The following is a 22801-nucleotide window of genomic DNA, read 5'->3' as shown; positions in this document are numbered from 1 at the left end:
ATAGTTGCCGCAATACTAGCGGCATTTAATTGAACCATATGATTTTAGCAATGTTACGCTGTCAATCATATTTAAAGGCCATATAGCCTAGTGAAACTGGTAGCCGCCGTTCGTATTCTCGATTGCAAACAATATTAGAATCCTATGTGTCAGCAATTATTGGAAGGCATGCGGTTTGGGGTGGTGGGGGATAGTAGCATAATGTCTTGAGAGCGCATTTAGAAATGTGACTTTCCTAAATGCTAAATGCAAAGTGCGGTGTATAAAAGTAAAGCATTTTACAGAAGTGATGATCTTAATCTAATTCTTCTTTTTCTGGATAATGATGAGCTTGATAGGTTGGAGACCCGCCGATTATGAACTGAAGTTGTCATGTTAATCCTAGCGGGCCTGTAATACGATATATTTCCTAAAGTGCCATAGGATGTAATCCGCTCTAAAGTCTAGGGACATGAGAAATCTAATGCCGTGTTAGACCTGATCTCCGGCTTGCTTCAAACAGGAACCAAGCCCGTTTTTCCGACTGATCAATAAATTCTTCCAGTAAACTCGCTGTTGCAACATCATGGTGGTCATCACACAACTCATGCACTTCACGCATAAAAGCAACAAGCTCCTGATTGTCTTCGCATAATTCCGCTAGCATGTCTTGTGGGTCTACAAAGTCGGAGTTGTTATCAGTTGAGCGTTGCAATTTGGCGATATGACTTATGGAACGCAATGTGGTGCCTCCCAGCTTGCGCACACGTTCAGCCAGCGCGTCGGTCATGTCCAATACTTCTTCTGACTGATCATCGAACAGCAAGTGGTAGTCGCGAAAGTGTGGGCCGCTCACATGCCAGTGGAAATTCTTGGTTTTCATAAACAGCCCGAAGGTATCTGCCAGCAATGTATTCACTGCGCTGGTAATGTCTTCACGCGCGCTCTCACTCAAGTCTGTTGGGGTATTGAGTTGTGCGAGCTCTTTAGTACGCAGCGTTTCTCTTGCTGACTTCCTCATAGTAAACCTCGTGTCTTTCACGTTCAGAAAAGGAGAGAAACCAAAATGAAGAAAAATATGCCAATCAGGCTAAGGGTAGACAGTGGTGACGTGACTAGCCATTCGCGATATTCAAGAAGCAGGTTGGTATCTGGGCGGGTGTCAAATCTTAAGCGTTAATAACAGTAGTGCAAGGTACCTATAGTATATTAAAAGGTATCGATCTTTTGGTTAAGGTTGGCACAAGAAGGCTGTTAGAGGAATTTATATGGCTCCCATCAATGTGTTGGCTTTGTGTGGTAGTCTCAGAACAGAATCTTTTAATAAAAAGCTGATGCATCAAGCCATTCAGTTAGCGCCGAAGGAATTAGAATTTTACCTTAGGAAAATTGATGATATTCCTTTGTACAATGAAGATGTAAAGAATGTTGGTTTTCCAAAAAGTGTTGATCAATTAAATCAGCTTCTCTTTGCTTCTGATGCCGTGCTGATTGTCACGCCAGAATATAATTATTCAATGCCTGGGGTGTTAAAGAATACGATTGATTGGTTGTCTCGGTATGAACCACAAGGGTTTTATAATAAGCCGGTTGCAATCATGGGGGCTAGCCCTGGCCGTATGGGTACTTGTCGGTGTCAGTATCATTTGCGGCAGGTGATGGTGTTTTTGAAAGCGTGGGTTCTCAATGAGCCAGAAATTATGGTAAGTGATGCCTCCAGGGCTTTCGATCAGTATGGGCGATTGGTCGATGATAGGGTTGAAAAGCTCGTGCAAAGCCAGATGCAGAACTTATCCAGAATGGTCCACCGGGTATGAGGAGCAGGGTGGTAAATTCCGTCTTCGTTTATAAGAATTACATACATTCATAAATATGATCCATTTAGATAGATATTATCTTGATTTGCGCTGAGTAGATATGCCTATTGCGATGGGGTGTCTTGCATTCGATATTTATCATCTCTAGTCTCTGGATGCTAGATTTTATGTGAGTCAGGCAAAAAGGAATTGCGATGAAGAATTTTATGGTTAGAGCTTGGGGATCGAATAAATCAATCTTATTATTTTTGGCTTTAATGTTAATTTTCAGAAGTGCTGTAGCTGATTGGAGCGATGTGCCAACAGGTTCTATGAGGCCGACAATTGTTGAAGGTGATCGAATCCTTGTCAATAAAATGGCTTACGATGTTCGTGTACCGTTTACACATTTTTCCCTTTATCAACTTTCCAACCCAGATAGGGGGGATATAGTAGTTTTTGATTCTAAAGTTTCCGGAAAGAGGCTAGTAAAACGTGTTGTTGGTGTTCCAGGGGATAATGTTAGGATGAAAAATAATATTTTAACAATTAATGGGCGGCGGCTTGATTATGAGCTTGTTAAAGCTGATGGTGATAGCCTGGATAAAATAGAAAATCTGCTAGGTGTTGAGCACTTCGTCAGAGTTGACAAACACTCTTCCCCAATGTCGAGTTTTAGCGCTGGCACTATCCCCTCAGGTCATTACTTAGCCCTTGGGGATAACAGAGATAACAGCGCTGATTCCAGGGTCATAGGTCTTATTCCCCGAAAGGAAATAGTCGGCAGGGCAAGTCGTGTTGTTTTTTCTCTGGACTATGAGAATCGCTTTCTTCCTCGTGAAGCGCGTTTTTTGAAGTCGTTGTAAATTTTAAGGGCAACCTGGAAGAGGCATAAACTTCAAGGGAGGGGTTTGGATCTGAGGAGTATATTTAATCGTAATTAGTAAGTGCGTGGAGTAGGGGTTCGCCAGTAACTTAACCCCAATGCGTATTGTTGGGTCATATTTAGTAAATCACTTGAGGGAATTTATGACTGGTATGGCCGGATCTACCTAAGGGTTGCTTGACTCTTCATTGAGTGATGAGTTTCTTATGTAAGCTGCCAACTTTTTGATCAAGTTAAAACTGAGTTGAAGTGGGGCTGGGGCTTCAAATTCTGAGGAAAAAAATATAGAGAAGCGTTCCTACTAGAGGGGGCAATAACTATCTAACTTTGAAGTGCTGTGTGGTGCCCGGGGCCGGACTTGAACCGGCACGGCCGTGAAGCCGGGAGATTTTAAGTCTCCTGTGTCTACCAATTCCACCACCCGGGCAGTTCCTTTGCGAGGGGGACCTTAGCTTTTTGCTCTGTCCTTCATCCTCACTTCCAGCGCAATTCACAGGACTTTGCGATGGAAAGGAAAATGGAGGCTAGGGTCGGAATCGAACCGGCGTACACGGAGTTGCAGTCCGCTGCATGACCACTCTGCCACCTAGCCTTTTTATTTCACACTTAGTGCGAAATGGAACGCTGCGAATTCTATCTGATAAATCTGAAAAATCCTAGCGTTTTCTTATACTTACGTGCACTTGGCTGCGTAAGAGGCCGCTATTCTATGGACTCCCGGAGATTAGTCAAGCGTTGATTTCAACATTGTGAAAAAGAAAGGTGAAAAAGTCGGGAAAGTTCCTGTGGAACGGTTAGGCAGAAGGCGTAATAACTTTTAGCACTGCTCCCAATGAACCTATTTCCATTTGTTCTAAATTTATTTTCAGCGCTGCTGGCAATCTTTCATGTGTGTTCGATACTGTCTTTATCTGGCTAGCACGTCTCCCCCAAAACGTGTTTAGTAGCGCCGGTAGAGCAGACTGAAATGGCTTGCTCTCTGTGTAGCAAGGATGAAATCCTCCAAGTTTCACTCCTAATGGTCTTGGCCCTGACGCTCTCCCCCCCCGTCGTCAGGGCTTTTTTTTATTTGCGTTTTGGCGTTTTACCGACCCTCGTCGGTAAGGTTTTCCACCGCCAGGGTTTTTATAGGTTGGCCCGCAGCTTGTTCGGATAGCTCACGGAATCGTTCCAGGGTCACTTCTCCCCGGGTGCTTGCCAGCTCCCGCGCTACATTATCAATACTGGCTTTTCCGCCGCTAGCCTTTCGAATTTCATTATCCAGCTCCAGCATAACTACGGCAGCACGGGCAGTGACTGGGCCCGAAGAGCGTCTAACCAAAAGAGAGGGGGCCTTTTTGCCCCAGCGTGCTAGTTTATCCATAGCCTCCCGGTAGCGGTCCTCACTAATTCCGCCGGTGCGACGTAGGATTTCAAGCGAGTAAAATTCAGCCAAGCCTTCAACAATCCAATCGCTCCGATCGTCCCCATGGATGCCTGTACCGACGTGTACCAGCTCATGGATCATGCTGCTGGTACGGTTTCCACTGATTAGTGGTCGATCAGCATGCATAAATAATGATCGGGTACCTGATAAGCCGCCACGCCACATTGGATCATCTGCTGTAACGATCAATAAGTGATCGGGAAAAAGCGGAAAAATTTTCTTTAACTCCGGCAGGTTCCAGTTAAGGAAGGCGAGGATATCCTGGCGGTGTATATTTTGGTCTTTGGGGCCGGAAATCCGGGTTTCGGTTCCCGCGATGATATCCTGGCGGCTGCCAATCTTGCCCACGATCATCCACCCTTTGGGCCTTACAAAGCGACGTTTAGGATCAGATAGCCGGTATAGATTATTTTCAATCTTTGGATAGGGCAGGGCAGATGACCAGCCTTTGGGCATGTCTAGCTTTAGGCGTGCATTTGAACGTCCACGGCTGGTCGCAGAGATGGGGGCTATTAACTTGTCACTGCGGAGGATTGCCCAGTCTTCGGTAATTCTGGAGTCATACCCGCCATTGCTCCTCTGGTTGTCTATCACAAAGCTGTAGCTGAGCTTTGCCTGACGGCCTTTAGGGCGCCAGACTGCCTTGTCACCTTTAATCTCAAGAGGGTCTGTACTTTTAAGATCTTTGTAGCGACCCGAACTTAAATTGATCGTGAGTTTACTGGGGATACTCTTCCCGCTAAGTGCCAATTCCACCCGCGCGAGTTTGGTTTCCGGGTCTATTTTCGCTGTGTAAAGCAAGTCATAAGCCCAGGTGGCCGGGGTGATAGAAAGGAGGAGTATGGAGAGAGTAAACAGTCTTGTAAGCATCATTTTTTGGCAGGAAATCCAACAAGTTGAGATTTGGACAGCTTCCAAGCCTACAGGTGCCCAAGTGTCACCTTCAAGCAAATTGGCGAGAGTAAGGCACCTGTGTCTACCAGCTCCCGGTGACTGAAGTTATCAATTAGCATTAAACACTAATAAAAAGTATACACTTATAAAGTCGTTATAAATGTGCAAATCTGACAACACCAGAAATATCCCCATTCTTTGTTAATCAATAACGGGGGAGAAGGGTTATGAGCCCTGATTTACGAGGTCGTAAACCATGTGTGTAAAGGAACCGGTAGTGGGTTTTACGCTGAACGTTTGATTTTTTCCTGTACTAACCAATAGGAAACGCCCAGTGCGATAGTGACCATGGCGATACCTATGATCTGTTCAGAGCTTACCAGTCCAAGGTCGAGAACAATTACTTTACGGGCCACAGCCATAAGGGCAGTAGCCAGAACTAACTGGACGGGTACGACATTGGTGCCCAGATACAAGCGTATATTGGTAAAAATCTCGATTGCGATCAGGACAGCCAGAAAGGCTCCGAATGTTGCGAGGATGTCCTCCATGTCGAGCAGGAGGAATGGGGGAGACTTGAGTTTCTCATAAAGCACATAAATCACATCGGCAATGGTCCAAAAAATAACCATGACCATAAGAATGGCTAGAAATCTAACTGCTGCCTTGATCGCCCGGTGCAGCTGGTTGATCAGGGGGTCGTCATGTTCCTCATGAATTTCTTCGTATTTCATGGGCCTTTCTCTTTCCCTGGTGGCAGGGTGATGCTTTAGCTTGAATATATGTCAAAACCACCAGGTCAGCTATTTGGACTACTTCAGTGGATTGAAGGGAGAGTGGTTGAAAAATAGCAGGAAGTTGTGGGTAGAAGAGTTATCTGGATGAAAAGAGCTATCAATCCACTATGCGATGAAAATAGATGTCATCCAGACGCAAAAAACCCGCTTAGTGCGGGTTTTGAGATCTGGTCGGTGAGAGAGGATTCGAACCTCCGACCCCTTCGTCCCGAACGAAGTGCGCTACCAGGCTGCGCTACTCACCGACTTATTGGTCTCGCTTCATCAGCGAAGTGGGCGGCATTATAGCAACCTTTTTTTTACTGTAAACCATTGATTTAACTTTTAATTTGTCGAATTAGGCCCTCTTGCGCAGTGGAGGCTACCAGTACGCCGTCGCGGGTAAAAATCTGGCCACGGGCAAATCCGCGTGCGCCGGTAGCGGAAGGGCTGTCGGTTACATAGAGGAGCCACTGGTCCAGGCGGAAGTCCCGGTGGAACCACATCGCATGATCGACGCTGGCCGGCATTAAGTGGGGGTCGAACAAAGAAATATGGTGTGGCTGTAAGGAGGTTCCAAGCAATCCCATGTCAGATGCGTAACAGAGCGCAGCGCGGTGCTCCATAGGGTCATCAGACATCTCACCCTCGGCGCGGAGCCAGAACATGCACTTCGCTTCACTTAGCTCGGCACCAAAGTAGCTTTTAGGATCTACCGGGCGGAAGTCAATCATATAGCGGCGCTGATCATATTGTGGGCTGACTAAGCCTGCCTCAAGCGCCAGTTGCTGCGTATTCTTTAGGTTCTCTGGGGCAGGAATCCCTTCGCATGGCATATCAGCCTGGTGATCGAATCCGGGCTCCTTGATCTGGAACGAAGCAGACATGTTGAAAATTGCCCGACCTCGTTGCTTTGCGACAACGCGGCGAGTGGTGAAGCTACCTCCATCGCGGATAGGGTCCACCTCATAGATCACCGGTAGTTCGCTGGAGCCGGGGCGCAAAAAATAGGAGTGCAGGGAGTGTGGCAAACGATCTTCAACAGTGCGTGTAGCGGCCATCAGTGCTTGCCCAAGCACCTGGCCTCCAAATAGTACTTTTCGATAATTTTCGACGTGGTGACGACTGCGAAAGAGATTGCGATCCAGCTCTTCTACGTCGAGTAGTTTGCTCAGCTTTTCCAACATGGACGACTCTACCTGTTACCTAATAGTGATAGTCGGAATAATCCGGGCAGGCATTTCAATCTTGCCCGAAGCGGCGATGATAGCAGCCAAATGTACTATCTCCATTCACATTTTGAACGAATTCGATCGACTGGTCACTCCAATACCGAATCGCAGTTGTGTATGGCCAAATCATATAACCCATTAAATTTGAAAAAATATGCTCTTGATTTTTTCAATTTGTCGATTGTGTGCTTATTGATGTGATATAACGCGCCATATAGTGCCTGGGAGAGATGTCTTGAGGCGTAACCCCGGCCGATTAATTACCGATAAAAATGCAATAACGGGAAAGGAATGTTGCCAGATGCCACATCACGATATTGATATTCGTCCACCGCAAAACTTTGGCAAGGTAGTTAGCAGACATCGTACTGCAAAGGCGGTGGCTGGAGTGGTAGGGTCCGCAGCTTACTATGGCACCTGGGGTGCACAAACCGCTACGGGTGCAACACTTACAGGCCTTGCAACCGGGGCTGCTGTAGCCACTTCGGCTACGGGCGTAGGCTTAATCGTTGCCGGGACGGCGCTCTCTGTCGGTTACGCTGGCTTGGCCGCCAGGTCAGCATACAAAACTCACAACCACCTCAATGGTCTTAAAAAGATCTTTCAAGAAAGAAAATCTTTTGAATGTACATGTAAGGGCTCTGTTGCACACGATTATATTTCGGGGCAGGTACTGCCCTATATTATTGAGCAAAAGACGAAAAAGCTGCACCGCAAGATGGTAGAAGCCACCCCGGGAGTTTCCACTTTAGAGTACAGCCGCAAAGCGATAAAGAATCTATATAAGCGCGCCCAAGGGACTCTTGGCAAGAAGCGCACATTTGCCGCCGAATGGCTGGCTCAGCACCTCATATCCCATGACTGTGAGTTGGCAAACGCTATTGTGGCGGAGCTTTATAGTGAGGAAGAGATGCTTTGGATTCGTGCTCAGGACAACGATGTCGTAGCTCCCTTACTGGAGCTTAAGATGAAGTCGGTTTAGGGGGCAGGTGCTTAAAGCGCTGTTTTGGGAAAGCACCTGCTTGCGGGTGGGTAATGGACTACCTGCCAAAATTTTTGATAGCTCCAACGTTTTTTATTCCCGTAAGCTCCTACTCTGAGAATTCTAGGTCTTCGATAACTGGCGCCAACTTTTTCGGGTGACGTTCCCCTCCACACTCTGTATCTTGCACTAATAGCACAAAAATTGAGCAAAATAGGCTAAAATTTTTAATATTTGAGTGTCTAATTTCTCGATTCACTTTTCCAACCGAGTTGAATTGCCTATCATTCATGAATGAATAGTCAATTTCAGTCCCCATTATTACGGGCAGAGAAGGTCGGAAGTATGGATAAGGCAAAAGAGAAGGTTCAGAGGTTTCGCGCGAGAGAGCAGCGCATCCTGGATGCGGCTCTGGAGCTTCTGCTGGAGCACGGTGAAGAAAAGGTCACGGTAGAGCAGATCGCCGAGCGGGTAGATATTGGTAAGGGCACCATCTACAAGCACTTCATTTCAAAGACAGAGATTTACATGCGTTTGCTGATGGACTACGAGAGGTCCCTCGCTGAACGCCTGAAGGTAGCTGTTGAGAATGCTGAAGAAAAAGGCGATATCACAGCTCCAGCCAGAGCCTATTTTGAGTCCCGTATGGCTGATCCGGGCAAGGACAGGCTCTTCCAGCGGTTGGAAGAGAAAATAATCACCCTCAATTTAGCTCCGGAGATGATTTCTGAGCTACATGCCATTCGCAACTCCAATGCTTCTGCCCTGAACCGGGTGTTTGAACGAAGGATGGAGCAGGGCATGCTGAAGAAGGTGCCTGCCTACTATTACTATTCAACCTATTGGGCCCTGGTTCAGGGTGCAGTAGAGCTTTATCACTCCAAGTCGTTTGCTGACGTGATTGAGGACCGAGAGGGCCTGATGGAGTTCATCATGGACGTGGGGGTCCATATCGGAGATATTTCCTCCCGCAAGCCACCGGCAAGCAGTCATACCACTGGTCAAGCTGCGGGGCCGTCCTTTGGCTGAGCCACTTTTCGAGCAGCTGCAAAAACTACAGAGGGAGTTCCACGGATATCCTCCGGTTGAAAAGTGGAACCCAGACCTCTGTGGCGACATGGATATGGTCATCAAGCATGATGGTCGCTGGATTCATGAAGGGACAGAAATAAAGCGGCACACACTGGTTAAGCTGTTTGCGAGCATCCTCAAGCGGGAAGGGGATGAATATTTCCTGGTGACTCCAGTGGAGAAGCTGCGCATACTGGTGGAAGATGTACCTTTTGTGGCGACACAGGTGGCACGTAATCCGAATAGTGATGCTCAGACCTTACTTTTCACAACCAATGTGGGTGATGTGATCGCGCTAGACGAAGACCGCAATTGGCACTTAAAGGAGTTTGGCGCCCCCCCGCAACTAATTCCTTACCTGGAGCTTCGTGGTGGCCTTCAAGCCAGGGTTTCCCGTGATGTGTTCTACCAGCTGGTCGATTGGGCTCAAGAAGCTAATCATGGCCCCAGTGATACCGGGAAACTTTTTGTGCGTAGTGCCGGTAAGGATTTTCTGCTCGGTTCTTATAATTGATTTTTGAAAAACTGCCATTTCAGGGCCAGCGTTCTGCTGGCTCTAAGCTTCTTTTCTTTGCTTTATTACTTAGTCTTATATTAAGCGGGATGGCTTTTCCTGATTTCTCTCCTTGCTGGTTTTCTATATGTACTGAATGTTGCACGTATTACTTAATTGATACGGATTTATTAAATATCCATATTTTATTCATTTACTTGAAAGCTGAATGAAATTTGAAGGCAATAAAACATTCCAAAAAGTGTAAAGCTGGATGTTTTATTGCAAAAATTACTGAAAATATACAAAAAGTTAACAAGTTCGCAACACGGCGTTTCTACACTCCCCCGCGTCCTAACCGCTTAGGCGAATAAATTAAACAGAAATTTAGGCAGTCAACAGTGTGTTGTTTGGCTTAGTAGGGCTCTCCAATAGCTTTTCGTGCTGATTGACTGTTTTTCAAGGATTACATTCCTGTGGGGGGAGATATGAAACGCATACAAAATCAGATCATTCTGGCTGCCGCCATTACAGCTTTACTGGCGGGTTGTGACGGTGGTGGAGTGAGTGTTGAGCCTAAGACTGTTGATAATTCAGTAGACAACTCTGTCGATAATTCTGGTGGTGGATCTTCTGAAAATCCCTGCGCAGCGATCCAAAGTACGGGGGTACAAGGCTCTTTTGAAAGCGGTAACTGTCGATATGGAGCCGACTTTGTTTCCGCGTCTAATCCTTTAACCGAGGACTTGTATCTTCCTGCGCTTCCAGATGATGGCGCGCACATTTTTGACGGTAGTCTCTTTGTTGGTGAAAACTACTCCAGTGATGTTGACTTACAGGCTGCCGGTGTTGCCCAGGGCGGTGATGGCGTCAAATTGGAAATACAAGCCGGTGCAACCGTTGCCTTTAAGGATAACTCAGCCTTTATGGTTGTAAATCGTGGTTCACAGGTTTTTGCCCGTGGTACTGAATCCGCACCAATTACATTTACCTCTGAAACAGATGTCCGCGGCACTGTAACTGCAGATGCCGTATCCCAGTGGGGTGGAATGGTTATCAACGGTTTTGGTGTAACTAATAAGTGCAAATACTCAGGCTCAATTGCCGGTGGAGATCTCACTTTGGATGGCGAGTGTCATGTTGCCGCTGAAGGTTCCACTGACGATAACACCTCATACTACGGTGGAGACAACAATGGAGATAACTCTGGCGAGCTTTCCTATGTTGTTGTAAAGCACACGGGTGCCCTGGTTGCTAGTGGTGATGAATTAAATGGCATCTCTTTTGATGCAGTTGGCAGCGGCACAGTGATAAATAACCTGCAAACTTATTCCACTTTTGATGATGGAATTGAGTTCTTTGGTGGTGCAGTAGACGTTAGCAATTATGTTGCTCTCTATGTGCGAGATGATTCAATCGATATTGATGAAGGTTATCGTGGAAGGATCACCAATGCCTTGGTTGTACAGAGTGAAAATGATGGGAACCACTGTATTGAGGCAGATGGAATCGGTTCTTACAAAGATACGATTGATTATACCGCTCTGATTGATCAGGGTCTGAACAGCCGTCCAATAATTGATGGCCTGACTTGTATCGTTTCTGCTCAAAAAGAAGGTACTCATGATCCGGGTGCAGGTTGGCGTCTGCGTGAGGGTATCTATCCGATGATTACCAATTCCATAATTGTTGCTTCTTTTAAAGCTGATGAAACGTCAGATGATGGTAGCAATTACTGTCTGCGTATGGAGAGTGTTCAAACGCGCAATGAAGCAACCTCTGGTACGGAAGTAGCCCTGACCTCCAACATCTTTGCTTGTGAGGATCGCACCAAGACAGATGAAGATACCTTTGATCTGGAGGCGTGGGCTGTAGATAGCGGCAATCAGTTTGCTCCAATTTCAGGAGCGTTGAGCCCAACTATCGGCATTGATACTAACTTTATTCTGCTAGACGGCACTCCAGCAATCTATACCGTGGGCGCCGACCAGCAGCGAATCAACGACGCGGAACCCGCTGTCACCGCGTTTGAGCGTGCTTATTTGGGTGCACTTGATATCAACGGTACTGATTGGACTCAAGGCTGGACTTATGGCTTACATCAAGGCAGCCGTGCACAGCCTCTCTGGTTTGAATAATTAGCCAAAGATGTGGTTAGGGGAAGCTCTCCTGATCTTGCAGGGCGCCGCCTTCGCTGATGGAGTCGGCGCCCTGCTTGGTTTAGACACCCAATAATGGGAATGATAAGAGGCCTATGTGATGGCTAAATATGAAAATTTTCAGAGGGTGCCGCTGGTAATGGCTATTGCCGCGGCCACTGCTATTGCTCCTGGTGTAATTGCCCAGGATGCAGATCTTGTGGAAAAAGAGACCGGTTCGATACAAAGTCTTGAAGAAGTAATGGTCCAGGGGCGTTTAAGGGACTCGGCGGAATCTCTGGTTAGTGAGCGCCTGGAAGAGGAGGTGGTCACCGACATCCTCGGTGCTGAGATGATTGGTCGGGTAGGGGGCTCAACGGTGGCTGCGGCGTTACGCAGGGTGTCGGGACTATCGCTAGTGAGCGATAAATTTGTTTATGTGCGGGGATTGGGAGAGCGTTACTCCAGTACCACGCTGAATGGCGCTACGGTACCTTCACCGGACTTGACGAGAAATGTGATTCCCCTCGATCTATTTCCCACCTCTATCGTGGATTCGCTGGCTGTACAGAAAAGTTACTCTGCTGACCAGGCCGCGAGTTTTGGCGGTGGAAATGTGGATATTCGGACAAAGGGGATTCCAGATGATCTTACGTATTCAATTGAATTGGGGACAGGAGCCAACTCAGAAACCAGCGGTGAAGTTCTGAGCTATCGGGGAGGGGGTAATGATCACTTCGGAACCGATGACGGAACCAGGGCGCTACCGGGCGAAATCTCTGTTGCGCTAAAGCGCTTCAGGGGTGGTTTGGGAATTTCTGATATTAGAAAAATTCTGATTGAGGAAGGAAAGCAGTATTCCAGTGAGCAGGAAGCTGATGCTGCAGCCCGGGGGCTAAATCGTGAGCTGGCCCTAAACCTTAATCGTGATATTGCCATCGAAGAGGAGTCCAGCGATCCTGATGGTGATGTGAAAGCGAGTGTAGGTAATCGTTTTTATCTCGGTGATAAATGGGAGTTGGGGCTTCTGGCTGGTGCCTCATATAAAAGCGAGTGGAGAGAATCTGAGAGAACTCTGCGCAATTTCGGGGCTCCCAATGAGCAATTAAACAACCGTAGCAAGTCTACATACTCAGTGGATATCAGCGGAAACTTAAATTTAGGTTTGCGCTTTGCGGATGAGCATGTAATCGAAAATACAAGCCTCTTTCTACGTAACACTGATGATGAAACTTCTATCACCGATTACTTTAATGAAAATCGTCAGGTATCAGATGGTTCTGGCTATCGTGAGTATTTGTTGAAATATGAAGAGAGGGAGTTGGCCCTGAATCAGGTCAAGGGTAGCCACTCCTTGGGGCCTGAGACCAAAGCTATCCTTCCTTTTGATTTTTTCAACTGGGTTCCGGAAGAGGTGGTTTTCGACTGGTTCTATTCGGACGCGACAGCGACCACGGATATTCCTAATCAGGTGGATGTTATTTCCGATACGGTTACTGATCCTGCGACAGGCGAAGTGTTGAGTTCGAAGGTCAGTACAGGCTCGCGAAGCGCGGGGTTCCGCTTCACAGAGCTTGAGGATGACGTTAAAAATTATGGTTGGTCGGCCACCTTACCTTTGGAATTTTCCACTTCCAGCCTGGAGTTAAGCGGTGGTTTTGCCAGGATAGAGAAGGGACGCTCATACAGGCAAACTGAGCTACGCTTGGATATTTTCAGTGTGAACGATGGGGATGTGTTGGGCAGCCCCCTAGATGAAGTATTTAGTGATGATAATATTATCAGCGGCGATAATGACTTTGTTTTTGACTTGGCGGGGAGCAACAAGCAAAGCTATTTAGCTGCAACGGCAACAGATGCAGTGTTTGGTAAATTCGATTGGACGTTCAATGAAGCTTGGCGAATTTCGGCAGGGGCACGCTGGGAGGATTACAGCCAGGTGGCACTTGAGTGGAACCCATATGGCTACACGATAGATGACCCGCAAGTAACAGCTGACCCGGATGAGTTGCTGGAGGCTGTTTATGCTGAAGATGACATTTACCCATCTTTCTCTCTGACTTATATGGGGTCTTTTTGGGCGGAGACGTTCCAGCTTCGTTTGGGGGTTTCAAAAACAGCCGTGCGGCCTGATCTTCGCGAAATTACCGATGCGTTCTATATTGACCCTATTACCGATGAGCAGGTGAAAGGGAACCCCGATGTCAGGCCTTCAGAAATCAACAATTATGATTTACGTGCTGAGTGGTTCTTTGACAGCGGGGACAGTTTGACAGTTTCTGCTTTTTATAAGGATGTGGTTGACCCAATTGAGTTTTTCGAGGCTGCCTCCAGTGATACCAATGTGGCTCGCGAGATTATTAATGCCGAGTCTGGAAAGATTATCGGTATTGAAATCGAAGGCATGAAGCAACTTGGTTTCCTTGGCGATAATATGGAGAGCTTCTTTGTGCAGGGCAATGTAACCTTGCAGGAAACCGAGTTGGTTGCTGGAGATGAGGCTGATGCTCCGACGAATCCGGTGCGTGAAATGACAGGAGCATCCGAATACGTTGTGAATATGTTGATGGGTTTCGACAGCCCTGATGGCAATCACTCTGCGACGCTGGGTTACAACGTTTTTGGAGAGCGCCTGCATCTGGCTGGCCGTAACTTGGATCCAGATTCTTACGAGCAACCTTTCCATTCGCTTGACCTAACTTACTCCTGGCACCCTACTGAGGAGGTGACGATAAAGGCCAAGATGCAAAACCTTCTGGATGAATCAATTGAGATTGAGCGAGATGGCGTTATTGTCTTTGAAGAAAAGCCGGGCCAGACCTTTGCCATAAACGCTCAATATAAATTCTGATCTTCTCTCTCAATAATTTCTGCTGCCTCTTTTTCGCCCGCAGGAATTTTCTCTACTTTTTCACGTTGCAGAGAGTTCAAGTGAAAAAGTAGATATAAAAATGGCGCCGGAAGGCGCCATTTAAGTCGATGGGTTCACATATTTGGGTAGTTGGGACCGCCGCCACCTTCCGGAGTAACCCAAACAATATTCTGGGTTGGGTCTTTAATGTCACAGGTCTTACAGTGAACACAGTTCTGTGCATTTATCTGGAATCGCTTGCCGTTGGCATCCTCAACAACTTCGTATACGCCGGCGGGGCAGTAGCGCTGTGCCGGTTCGTCATAGATTGGCAGGTTGTGGTTCAGCGGAATCTCCGCATCCTTCAGGATCAGATGGCAGGGCTGATCTTCCTCGTGATTTGTGTTGGAAATAAATACAGAGGACAGCTTATCAAAACTAAGTACACCGTCGGGTTTGGGGTAGTCAATTTTTGCACAGTCTGCTGCGGGTTTGAGCTGAGCGTGATCTGCCTTAGTATCGCGCAAGGTCCAGGGCAACTTGCCTTTGAACAGGTTGATATCCACAAAGGCATAAGCGGAGCCAAGGATGTTGCCCCACTTGTGTTGGGCAGGGCCGAAGTTGCGCTGCATATGTAGCTCTTTCCAGGCCCAGCTGTCACGATACCTGGAGGTATAATCGGTCAGCTCCTCGCTGTTGCGGTCTGTGGCAATAGCTTCCACTACGGATTCTGCAGCAATCATGCCAGACTTCATCGCAGTGTGATTTCCCTTGATCTTGGCAAAGTTCAGGGTGCCGGCGTTATCTCCTATTAGAAGCCCGCCAGGAAAAGTCATTTTTGGCTGAGACTGTAGGCCGCCTTTAACAATAGCTCGGGCGCCATAGGCCACGCGCTCGCCACCTTCCAGGTATTGCTTAATCACCGGGTGGTGCTTGTAGCGCTGGAACTCATCAAAGGGGCTGACATGTGGGTTACTGTAGGCCAGATCAGTAATCAGGCCGACCACTACCTGGTTGTCCTCGAGGTGGTAAAGGAAGCCGCCACCGTGGGTGTTGCTTTGATCCAGAGGCCAGCCTGCGGTGTGAACTACCAAGCCCTGTTGGTGTTTTTCAGCAGGTACTTTCCAGATTTCCTTTATGCCTATGCCGTAGTGTTGTGGGTCGGTATCGGCATCCAGTTTGAAGCGCTCAATCAACTGTTTGCCCAGGTGGCCACGGCAGCCTTCGGCAAAAAGTGTGTACTTTGCGTGCAGTTCCATGCCGGGCATGTAGGAGTCTTTCTGCTCCCCATTCAGGCCGATTCCCATATCACCTGTAGCAATGCCTTTTACGGATCCGTCTTCATTATAAAGCACTTCAGATGCGGCGAACCCAGGGAAGATTTCCACTCCCAGATTTTCTGCTTGCTCCGCCAGCCAGCGGCATAGATTTCCAAGGCTGATGATGTAGTTGCCTTCGTTGTGCATGGTGCTGGGCACAAACATATTGGGCACTTTAATGGAGTTTTCATCGCTGCGCAGGACGTAGATGTCATCGCCCTTGACTTCGGTGTTCAGTGGGGCGTCGCGCTCTTTCCAATCAGGGAAAAGTTCATTCAGGGCAGTAGGTTCAAAAACTGCGCCCGAAAGAATGTGGGCACCGACCTCGGAACCCTTCTCCACGACACATACTGAGATGTCTTCATTGAGCTGGCGAATACGGCAGGCCGCTGCCAATCCGGCGGGGCCGGCACCCACGATCACTACATCGTATTCCATTGATTCGCGTTCCACGGCACTCTCCTCAGCAGTTGCATTCAACTTTTTGCGGCCATTCCGGCCTTATCATTTATATTGGTGGCTGATTATATAGGCGTTTAATCAACCCTACCAATTGCATGACTATTCATTTGCTATGGCAAATGCGCTGTATTTCAACAGGTTAGGAATAGGGGATAGACTACCCCAATGGTTGGAAATAGATTTTGTGAATGGCAGTGATGACTTCTATTTGACTATTGATTTTGCCGTATAGAACCGCCACCATACACGCCGTTCAAACACTTGTTTGACCAGAACACCGTATCCGTTCGCGATGTGAATCGTCAGTCGCGGCTGTTAAAAAGCTTATTTAAGACGGGATTTCCATGAAAGTTCTTGTAGCTGTGAAACGCGTTGTTGACTACAACGTCAAGGTTCGCCCTAAGGCGGACGGCACTGACGTTGATACAGCCAACGTCAAAATGTCTATCAACCCCTTTTGCGAAATCGCAGTTGAAGAGGCGGTACGCTTGAAGGAAAAAGGCGTTGTCAGCGAGATAGTCGCCGTTTCCATGGGCTCCAAGCAATGCCAAGAGCAAATTCGTACTGCGCTGGCCCTGGGTGCTGACCGCGGCATATTGGTAGAAACCGATGCGGAGCTGCAGCCTCTGGCCGTGGCCAAGTGCCTGAAGGCGATTGTTGATAAGGAAGAGCCTCAAATGGTCATCCTGGGTAAGCAATCCATCGATGGTGACAATAACCAGACCGGGCAAATGCTGGGCGCATTGACTGGAATGGGGCAGGGCACCTTCGCTTCTGAAGTGGCTGTGCAGGGTGATGCCGTTAAGGTTACCCGTGAGATTGATGGCGGGCTGCAGACGGTTGAACTGAAGTTGCCTGCGATTGTTACCACCGACTTGCGCTTGAATGAGCCGCGCTACGCTTCTCTGCCGAATATCATGAAGGCCAAGAAGAAGCCCCTCGATACTACTACTCCAGATGAGCTGGGTGTAGATATTACTCCTCGCACCAAAACCCTGAATGTTGAGCCGCCGGCTGAGCGTCAGGCAGGCGTTAAAGTAGCCGACGTTGCGGAACTGGTAGAGAAACTGAAAAACGAGGCGAAGGTAATCTGATGAGCATCCTGGTTATTGCTGAACATGACAACGCCGAGCTGAAGGGCGCTACGCTGAACACCGTAGCCGCAGCCAAAGCTATTGGTGGTGATATCGCAGTGCTGGTTGCCGGCGCTGGTTGTGCTGCCGTAGCAGAAGCTGCAGCAAAGGTAGAAGGTGTAAGTAAAGTACTGCTGGCTGATAATTCCGCCTATGAGCACCAACTGGCTGAAAATGTTGCCAAATTAGTAGCTGATCTAGGTAAGGATTACAGCCACATCCTGGCTCCCGCCACCACCACTGGCAAGAACATGCTGCCGCGTGCTGCCGCACTTCTGGATGTTCAGCCAATCTCCGACATTATCGCTGTAGAGAGTGCTGACACGTTCAAGCGTCCGATCTACGCAGGAAATGTTATTGCAACCGTTCAGAGTTCAGATGCTATCAAAGTGATCTCCGTTCGCACCACTGCTTTTGATGCTGTTGCAGTAGAAGGTGGTAGTGCGGCCGTTGAGTCAGTTGATATTGCTGATGATGCCGGTGTCTCAACTTTTGTCGGCGAAGAGCTCGCCAAATCCGATCGTCCGGAACTAACTGCCGCTAGTGTGGTCATTTCTGGTGGGCGCGGAATGCAGAATGGTGACAACTTTGAGATGCTGTACAAGCTGGCTGACAAGCTTGGTGCAGCGGTTGGTGCCTCTCGCGCTGCTGTAGATGCCGGTTTTGTTCCCAACGATATGCAGGTTGGTCAAACCGGTAAGATCGTCGCTCCCGATTTGTACATTGCTGTCGGTATCTCCGGCGCTATCCAGCACCTGGCAGGTATGAAGGATTCCAAGGTGATTGTTGCGATCAACAAAGACGAAGAAGCCCCGATCTTCTCCGTTGCCGATTACGGTCTGGTCGCTGATTTGTTTGAAGCTGTTCCCGAGCTTGAAGCAAAGCTGTAATCCTTGATTACTATACTGACCAGTATTGGAAAAGGCGGCGGGTAGCCGCCTTTTTTATTTGAGGCGGAACTAGTGTGCAATTTCGGGGACGAATTTAAGGTTTGCAGCGTTTAACTGGGCAGGAGCGTTGCCTTTCAAAGACTTAGGCAACAAAATAGGCGTCAAAAACCAATAACCTCAAAAAAGTTGAACTTGTATGTGGGTATGTTCATGTCCCCATTAAAGCGAGCCTTTGGCTCAGTTGGCACCGGTTTTGGCCAGGGTGAGTCGCGAAAGGCGATTTCCCGCGGCACCATGGCGGCATCCGCAGTGGGTCTGCTTTGGGTCTCTGGCAACCTGTTCGCCTATGGTTCCCTGTTTATTCCTGCAGAAACTGAAGAATCTCTGCTGGCTGAGCGCAAGAACTCCAGAGTGAGTGCGCCCCAGGCCGCTTCGATACCAAATACCCCTTTCTTTGGCCTCGCCGATGCCAAGGAAAAAGTAGACGTCCCTGAAGTCGATCTTTCCAATCTCCCTATCACCCAATTGAATATTGTCTTATCTGGCGTTTTAGACAGTAGTGACAAGAAAAAAGCTAGCGCACTTGTGGCCGAAAAAGGAAAACCTGCGAAGCGTTTGTATGTAGGGGATTCTCTGCCGGGTGGCGCAGAACTTTATTCTGTTGAGGTAGATCATGTAGTTCTTCGTCGTAATGGCAGGATGGAAAAACTGACCTATCCAGAAGTGGATGGTCGACCGAATGTTCCGCTTAAGAATTACTCCAGCCTTGCTCGCAAGAGTAGCCGAAGCAGTAATACTGCGCAGCGTGGAGAAAATCAGCAGAGTATTCGGGAGCGGATGGAAAAGCTGCGTGAACTTGCTCGCGAACGGCGAGCGCAACGTCAGCCCCAATAAAAACTGTCAACCTAGATTGTTTTGAGTTTTTTGAACATTTACTAGAGCCAGATAAATAATGATGAAGATGTTTTATCGACGGCTGATTGCGGTCGGATTTGGTTTTTTTGTGTCTACTGCAACGCTGGCTCAAGGCCCGGAGAGGGTAACCCTTTCTCTCGATAATGCGGATGTTCGTGACCTGATTAACTGGGCTGCGGATTTCACCGGAAAAAATATTATTGTTCACCCCAATGTCAAGGGAAAAGTCACCGTTGTTGCCGGTGATCCCATGACCCATGAAGAAGCCTTCGATGTTTTTATGTCGGTGCTTCAGGTAAATGGTTTTAGTCTTGTAGAGCAGGGCGGAACCTGGAAAGTAGTGCCTGATGCATTAGCAAAACAGCAAGCGATTCCTGTAGCTGATGCCAACACCCGTGCGCCGGCTGAGTCTCTGGTAGTCCGTACTGTGCGGGTGGAAAATATTTCCGCATCGCAATTGATTGCCATGCTGCGCCCCCTGATTCCTCAGACTGGCCATCTAGCGGCTTACGCTGATACCAATACCCTGATTATTGCGGATCGCGCAGCTAATATTGACCAGATCGTAAGGTTGGTTAATCAATTGGACCGTGCTGGTGCAATTGATATTGAAGTCGTGCCCTTGATGTTTGCCTCCGCAAAAGAGGTCAAGCAGATTCTCACCGATCTTTTGCAGTCGGGTGGTGGTAAAGGGGCTGGTAAGGAAGTACAACCGTTGCGTATTGCCGTGGATGAACGCTCCAATAGTATTTTGTTGACCGGTGACCCGGTAACTCGCCAGCAGATCAGGTCTGTTATTGCTCGCCTTGACCAGCCGCTGGATGGAGATGGCAATACTGCGGTGGTTTATATCCAGTACTCTAATGCTGCAGACCTCAAGCCAATCCTGGAAGGTATGAGTGGCAGTATTCAGAACACTGAGAAAGATCAGCAGGCGGCGAATGTTGAAGTCAGTATCCAAGTCAATGAATCACTCAATGCTTTGGTTCTTACTGCCCCACCAGCACTGCTGGAAACCATGAAAGGTGTTATCGCTCGTCTGGATGTGCGTCGTGCTCAGGTGTTGATCGAAGCGATTATTGTTGAGGTTAATGAAAATACCAATAACGAGCTGGGTATCAGCTGGATTGCTGGGGCGGATGATAATGTTGTTGCCGGCTGGAATAACCTTCCGGCTAAAGATGCCGATGGAAATATCAACCCTTTCTCACTACCTCTTGAAAGTCTAACTGGGGCGAATGCATTACATTTAGGTTACCTGAGTGGCACCGACCTTCGTGTCGCAGTGAATGCTCTTGCCACTGCAGGCAACACGAATATCCTCTCCACTCCAACAATTATGGCTTTGGATAATGAGGAGGCTGAGATCCTCGTTGGTCAAAATGTGCCTTTTATCACCGGTGAACAGCTGTTGTCGGGTAGTAATGATGATCCCTTTACCACCATTCAGCGTGAGGATATTGGTACCACACTGAAAGTGACTCCAAGGGTAAATAATAACAACTCTGTAACCCTGGAAATTGAGCAAAAAGTTGAAAACCTTGCTTCGGCCGCGGCTGATGCTGCTGTCGGGGCTTCGGATATTATTACTAGCAAGCGGGAAATACGCACCAAGGTACTCATCGACGATGGTGCAATACTTGTACTGGGTGGATTAATTGAAGATACCGTTAAAGACTCTGTGCAAAAGGTACCCCTGTTAGGGGATATCCCAGGGATAGGCCGCCTGTTCCGCAATAATAAAAAGGAAGTCTTCAAAACTAATTTGATGGTGTTCCTGAAGCCGAAGATCCTGAGTACGCAAGTGGCAGGTTACGAGGAAACCCGCAAACGTTACATGGATCTGCAGCAGAAGCAGATCTATATCAAAGATCGTACAAGCCTGCTGTGGGATTGGCACCGTGGAGATGCATTGCCTGACTTAATGCCGCCAACAGGAACCTATAACGAAAGCCCGGCCCCGGTAGATGGTTCTATCAATGCTGTTGATAACCTGGAGGAAGCCCTGGAGGGGGTGCCAGGTGAGGTTGATGTTGAGGTGCTGGAGGTCGAAGAATCTAAATGACGGCTGAACTAGGAACAGGAACTCCAATAATTCGCCGCCTTCCATACGCTTTCGCCAAGCGTCACAGGGTTCTGTTAGTGGAGCAGGAAGGCCAGCCTATATGCCAGTATGTGGCCCCGTTGAATCCCTCGGCTGTTGCCGAGGTACAGCGAATCAATGGTGCTGTGGTGAGCCTGGAGGCCGTCGAGGAAGAGGCTTTCCAGGTTGCTCTACAGCGACTGTATGAAAACCGTGAAGGAGGAAACCTCTCGGAAGTGGAGGGGCTTGGTGAGGATTTGGATCTTGCCGCGGTTGCAGATTCGTTGCCGGAAACTGAAGATCTGTTGGAGCAGGAAGACGATGCACCTATCGTTAAGCTGATCAACGCAATTTTCGCCGAGTCGCTTAAACAGGGCGCCTCGGATATCCATATTGAGACATTTGAGAAGCGGCTGGTTGTGCGCTTTAGGGTTGATGGCGTCCTGCGGGAGGTACTGCAGCCTCGCCGTGCACTGGCGCCTTTACTGGTCTCCCGGATTAAGGTTATGGCCAAGCTGGATATCGCGGAAAAGCGTGTTCCCCAGGATGGCCGTATTTCTCTTTTGATGGCTGGACGCGAAGTGGATGTACGTGTATCCACAATGCCTTCTTCTGCGGGGGAGCGTGTGGTTATGCGTCTTCTGGATAAGCAGGCTGGCAAGATGGACCTGAGCAAGCTGGGAATGGCACAGCGCGATCTCAGTGTAATGACGGAACTGCTTTCCCATCCCCACGGCATTATTTTGGTAACCGGACCTACAGGCTCGGGTAAAACCACAACCTTATATGCTGGCCTTGGCAGTATTAACAGCCGTGAGAAAAATATCCTTACGGTTGAAGACCCAGTGGAATACAACCTGGAAGGTGTGGGCCAAACCCAGGTGAATACCAAGGCGGATATGACTTTTGCTCGCGGTTTGCGGGCAATTCTGCGCCAGGATCCCGATGTGGTGATGGTGGGTGAGATCCGTGACCTCGAAACAATGCAAATCGCCATTCAGGCAAGTTTGACCGGCCACTTGGTATTATCCACGCTGCATACCAATACCGCGCTTGGCGCAGTGACCCGACTTGTGGATATGGGAATCGAGCCCTTTTTGCTGTCATCGAGCGTGATTGGTGTGCTCGCGCAGCGCTTGGTGCGGGTACTTTGCCCAGAGTGTAAACAGCCCCATGTGGCCGATGAAAACGAGCGGCAAGTGCTCGGTGTGGACCCAAATGCGGAAACCATTATTTATCGCCCCAACGGTTGTGAGGAGTGTAACCATAGCGGTTATGTCGGCCGTATTGGCATCTATGAGCTGGTACCGTTGAATGAGGTGATGCGCCAGCTTATTCACGATCGTGCGTCGGAAAGCAAACTGGTGGCCGAAGCGCGTAAATTGGGGCCGAGCATCCGTGATGATGGTATCGCCAAGATTCTGGCGGGTAGGACTTCCCTTGAGGAAGTGATGCGAGTTACCCAGGAGTCCTGA

The 22801-nt window shown here is 48.4% G+C and carries 17 protein-coding genes and 3 tRNA genes; 12 read left to right on the top strand and 8 right to left on the bottom strand.

Going from position 1 to position 22801, the window contains the following annotated elements; genetic code table 11:
* Nucleotides 1-460: 460 nt before the first annotated feature.
* Nucleotides 461-1000: a Dps family protein gene (locus ABWV76_RS13715; protein ID WP_020412931.1), complete on the bottom strand. Its 540-nt coding sequence runs from the start codon at nt 998-1000 to the stop codon at nt 461-463.
* Between the two features lie 247 nt (nt 1001-1247).
* Here ABWV76_RS13715 and ABWV76_RS13710 point away from each other — a divergent pair, with 247 nt between their 5' ends.
* Nucleotides 1248-1796 carry an NADPH-dependent FMN reductase gene (locus ABWV76_RS13710; protein ID WP_353376253.1) on the top strand — a complete coding sequence of 183 codons (549 nt, stop codon included), beginning with the start codon at nt 1248-1250 and terminating at the stop codon, nt 1794-1796.
* A gap of 194 nt (nt 1797-1990) precedes the next feature.
* Nucleotides 1991-2641 carry a signal peptidase I gene (gene lepB / locus ABWV76_RS13705; RefSeq protein WP_282953392.1) on the top strand — a complete coding sequence of 217 codons (651 nt, stop codon included), beginning with the start codon at nt 1991-1993 and terminating at the stop codon, nt 2639-2641.
* Nucleotides 2642-3001: 360 nt separating this feature from the next.
* Here lepB and ABWV76_RS13700 read toward each other — a convergent pair.
* The 6 genes from ABWV76_RS13700 to ABWV76_RS13675 form a co-directional block, all read right to left on the bottom strand.
* Nucleotides 3002-3088, bottom strand: a tRNA-Leu gene (locus tag ABWV76_RS13700).
* Nucleotides 3089-3179: 91 nt separating this feature from the next.
* Nucleotides 3180-3253: transfer RNA gene (locus ABWV76_RS13695), tRNA-Cys, on the bottom strand.
* A gap of 492 nt (nt 3254-3745) precedes the next feature.
* Nucleotides 3746-4960, bottom strand: coding sequence for a hypothetical protein (locus ABWV76_RS13690; protein ID WP_353376252.1), 1215 nt, complete (start codon nt 4958-4960; stop codon nt 3746-3748).
* 305 nt (nt 4961-5265) lie between these two features.
* Nucleotides 5266-5715 (bottom strand): phosphate-starvation-inducible PsiE family protein, encoded by a 450-nt coding sequence (locus ABWV76_RS13685; RefSeq protein ID WP_020412909.1) that lies wholly within the window; start codon nt 5713-5715, stop codon nt 5266-5268.
* 231 nt (nt 5716-5946) lie between these two features.
* Nucleotides 5947-6023: transfer RNA gene (locus tag ABWV76_RS13680), tRNA-Pro, on the bottom strand.
* A gap of 72 nt (nt 6024-6095) precedes the next feature.
* Entirely contained in the window at nt 6096-6944 is an 849-nt protein-coding gene (locus ABWV76_RS13675) for an acyl-CoA thioesterase (RefSeq protein WP_020412908.1), read from the bottom strand.
* A 346-nt stretch (nt 6945-7290) separates the two neighbouring features.
* On the opposite strand from ABWV76_RS13675, the gene ABWV76_RS13670 reads away from it, so the two are divergent.
* The 5 genes from ABWV76_RS13670 (at nt 7291) to ABWV76_RS13650 (ending at nt 14524) form a co-directional block, all read left to right on the top strand.
* A complete protein-coding gene (locus ABWV76_RS13670; RefSeq protein ID WP_020412907.1) occupies nt 7291-7971 on the top strand; it encodes a hypothetical protein in 681 nt (226 codons plus the stop codon).
* Between the two features lie 345 nt (nt 7972-8316).
* On the top strand, nt 8317-9000 hold the full coding sequence (locus tag ABWV76_RS13665) for a TetR/AcrR family transcriptional regulator (protein ID WP_020412906.1): 684 nt from the start codon (nt 8317-8319) through the stop codon (nt 8998-9000).
* Nucleotides 8993-9556: a DUF1285 domain-containing protein gene (locus ABWV76_RS13660; protein WP_353376251.1), complete on the top strand. Its 564-nt coding sequence runs from the start codon at nt 8993-8995 to the stop codon at nt 9554-9556. The genes ABWV76_RS13665 and ABWV76_RS13660 overlap by 8 nt, the downstream gene beginning before the upstream one ends.
* 467 nt (nt 9557-10023) lie before the next feature.
* Nucleotides 10024-11673 carry a beta-helix domain-containing protein gene (locus ABWV76_RS13655; protein ID WP_353376250.1) on the top strand — a complete coding sequence of 550 codons (1650 nt, stop codon included), beginning with the start codon at nt 10024-10026 and terminating at the stop codon, nt 11671-11673.
* Between the two features lie 121 nt (nt 11674-11794).
* Entirely contained in the window at nt 11795-14524 is a 2730-nt protein-coding gene (locus ABWV76_RS13650; RefSeq protein ID WP_353376249.1) for a TonB-dependent receptor domain-containing protein, read from the top strand.
* A 134-nt stretch (nt 14525-14658) separates the two neighbouring features.
* Here ABWV76_RS13650 and ABWV76_RS13645 read toward each other — a convergent pair whose 3' ends face one another.
* Nucleotides 14659-16296, bottom strand: a complete 1638-nt coding sequence (locus ABWV76_RS13645) for an electron transfer flavoprotein-ubiquinone oxidoreductase (protein WP_502914805.1) — start codon at nt 16294-16296, stop codon at nt 14659-14661.
* A gap of 353 nt (nt 16297-16649) precedes the next feature.
* Between ABWV76_RS13645 and ABWV76_RS13640 the strand changes: the two genes are divergently transcribed.
* From ABWV76_RS13640 to gspE, 5 genes are all read left to right on the top strand, one after another.
* A complete protein-coding gene (locus tag ABWV76_RS13640; protein ID WP_353376248.1) occupies nt 16650-17399 on the top strand; it encodes an electron transfer flavoprotein subunit beta/FixA family protein in 750 nt (249 codons plus the stop codon).
* On the top strand, nt 17399-18328 hold the full coding sequence (locus ABWV76_RS13635) for an electron transfer flavoprotein subunit alpha/FixB family protein (RefSeq protein WP_353376247.1): 930 nt from the start codon (nt 17399-17401) through the stop codon (nt 18326-18328). The genes ABWV76_RS13640 and ABWV76_RS13635 overlap by 1 nt, the downstream gene beginning before the upstream one ends.
* A 210-nt stretch (nt 18329-18538) precedes the next feature.
* Complete coding sequence (locus tag ABWV76_RS13630; RefSeq protein WP_353376246.1) at nt 18539-19222, top strand: type II secretion system protein N; 684 nt, start codon at nt 18539-18541, stop codon at nt 19220-19222.
* A gap of 58 nt (nt 19223-19280) precedes the next feature.
* A complete protein-coding gene (gene gspD / locus ABWV76_RS13625) occupies nt 19281-21308 on the top strand; it encodes a type II secretion system secretin GspD (protein WP_020412898.1) in 2028 nt (675 codons plus the stop codon).
* Nucleotides 21305-22801, top strand: a complete 1497-nt coding sequence (gene gspE / locus ABWV76_RS13620; RefSeq protein WP_020412897.1) for a type II secretion system ATPase GspE — start codon at nt 21305-21307, stop codon at nt 22799-22801. The genes gspD and gspE overlap by 4 nt, the downstream gene beginning before the upstream one ends.

The sequence above is a fragment of the Microbulbifer sp. NBRC 101763 genome, from assembly GCF_040371615.1.
In the GTDB taxonomy this organism is placed as follows: Bacteria; Pseudomonadota; Gammaproteobacteria; order Pseudomonadales; family Cellvibrionaceae; genus Microbulbifer; species Microbulbifer variabilis.
This window is presented reverse-complemented; position numbering and strand designations above follow the sequence as displayed.

What these genes read in the sequence shown, in the direction of transcription:
- ABWV76_RS13715 (WP_020412931.1), bottom strand. Translation starts at nt 1,000, where the DNA reads ATGAGGAAGTCAGCAAGAGAAACGCTGCGTACTAAAGAGCTCGCACAA.
- ABWV76_RS13710 (WP_353376253.1), top strand. Translation starts at nt 1,248, where the DNA reads ATGGCTCCCATCAATGTGTTGGCTTTGTGTGGTAGTCTCAGAACAGAA.
- lepB (WP_282953392.1), top strand. Translation starts at nt 1,991, where the DNA reads ATGAAGAATTTTATGGTTAGAGCTTGGGGATCGAATAAATCAATCTTA.
- ABWV76_RS13690 (WP_353376252.1), bottom strand. Translation starts at nt 4,960, where the DNA reads ATGATGCTTACAAGACTGTTTACTCTCTCCATACTCCTCCTTTCTATC.
- ABWV76_RS13685 (WP_020412909.1), bottom strand. Translation starts at nt 5,715, where the DNA reads ATGAAATACGAAGAAATTCATGAGGAACATGACGACCCCCTGATCAAC.
- ABWV76_RS13675 (WP_020412908.1), bottom strand. Translation starts at nt 6,944, where the DNA reads ATGTTGGAAAAGCTGAGCAAACTACTCGACGTAGAAGAGCTGGATCGC.
- ABWV76_RS13670 (WP_020412907.1), top strand. Translation starts at nt 7,291, where the DNA reads ATGCCACATCACGATATTGATATTCGTCCACCGCAAAACTTTGGCAAG.
- ABWV76_RS13665 (WP_020412906.1), top strand. Translation starts at nt 8,317, where the DNA reads ATGGATAAGGCAAAAGAGAAGGTTCAGAGGTTTCGCGCGAGAGAGCAG.
- ABWV76_RS13655 (WP_353376250.1), top strand. Translation starts at nt 10,024, where the DNA reads ATGAAACGCATACAAAATCAGATCATTCTGGCTGCCGCCATTACAGCT.
- ABWV76_RS13650 (WP_353376249.1), top strand. Translation starts at nt 11,795, where the DNA reads ATGGCTAAATATGAAAATTTTCAGAGGGTGCCGCTGGTAATGGCTATT.
- ABWV76_RS13640 (WP_353376248.1), top strand. Translation starts at nt 16,650, where the DNA reads ATGAAAGTTCTTGTAGCTGTGAAACGCGTTGTTGACTACAACGTCAAG.
- ABWV76_RS13635 (WP_353376247.1), top strand. Translation starts at nt 17,399, where the DNA reads ATGAGCATCCTGGTTATTGCTGAACATGACAACGCCGAGCTGAAGGGC.
- ABWV76_RS13630 (WP_353376246.1), top strand. Translation starts at nt 18,539, where the DNA reads ATGTCCCCATTAAAGCGAGCCTTTGGCTCAGTTGGCACCGGTTTTGGC.
- gspD (WP_020412898.1), top strand. Translation starts at nt 19,281, where the DNA reads ATGATGAAGATGTTTTATCGACGGCTGATTGCGGTCGGATTTGGTTTT.
- gspE (WP_020412897.1), top strand. Translation starts at nt 21,305, where the DNA reads ATGACGGCTGAACTAGGAACAGGAACTCCAATAATTCGCCGCCTTCCA.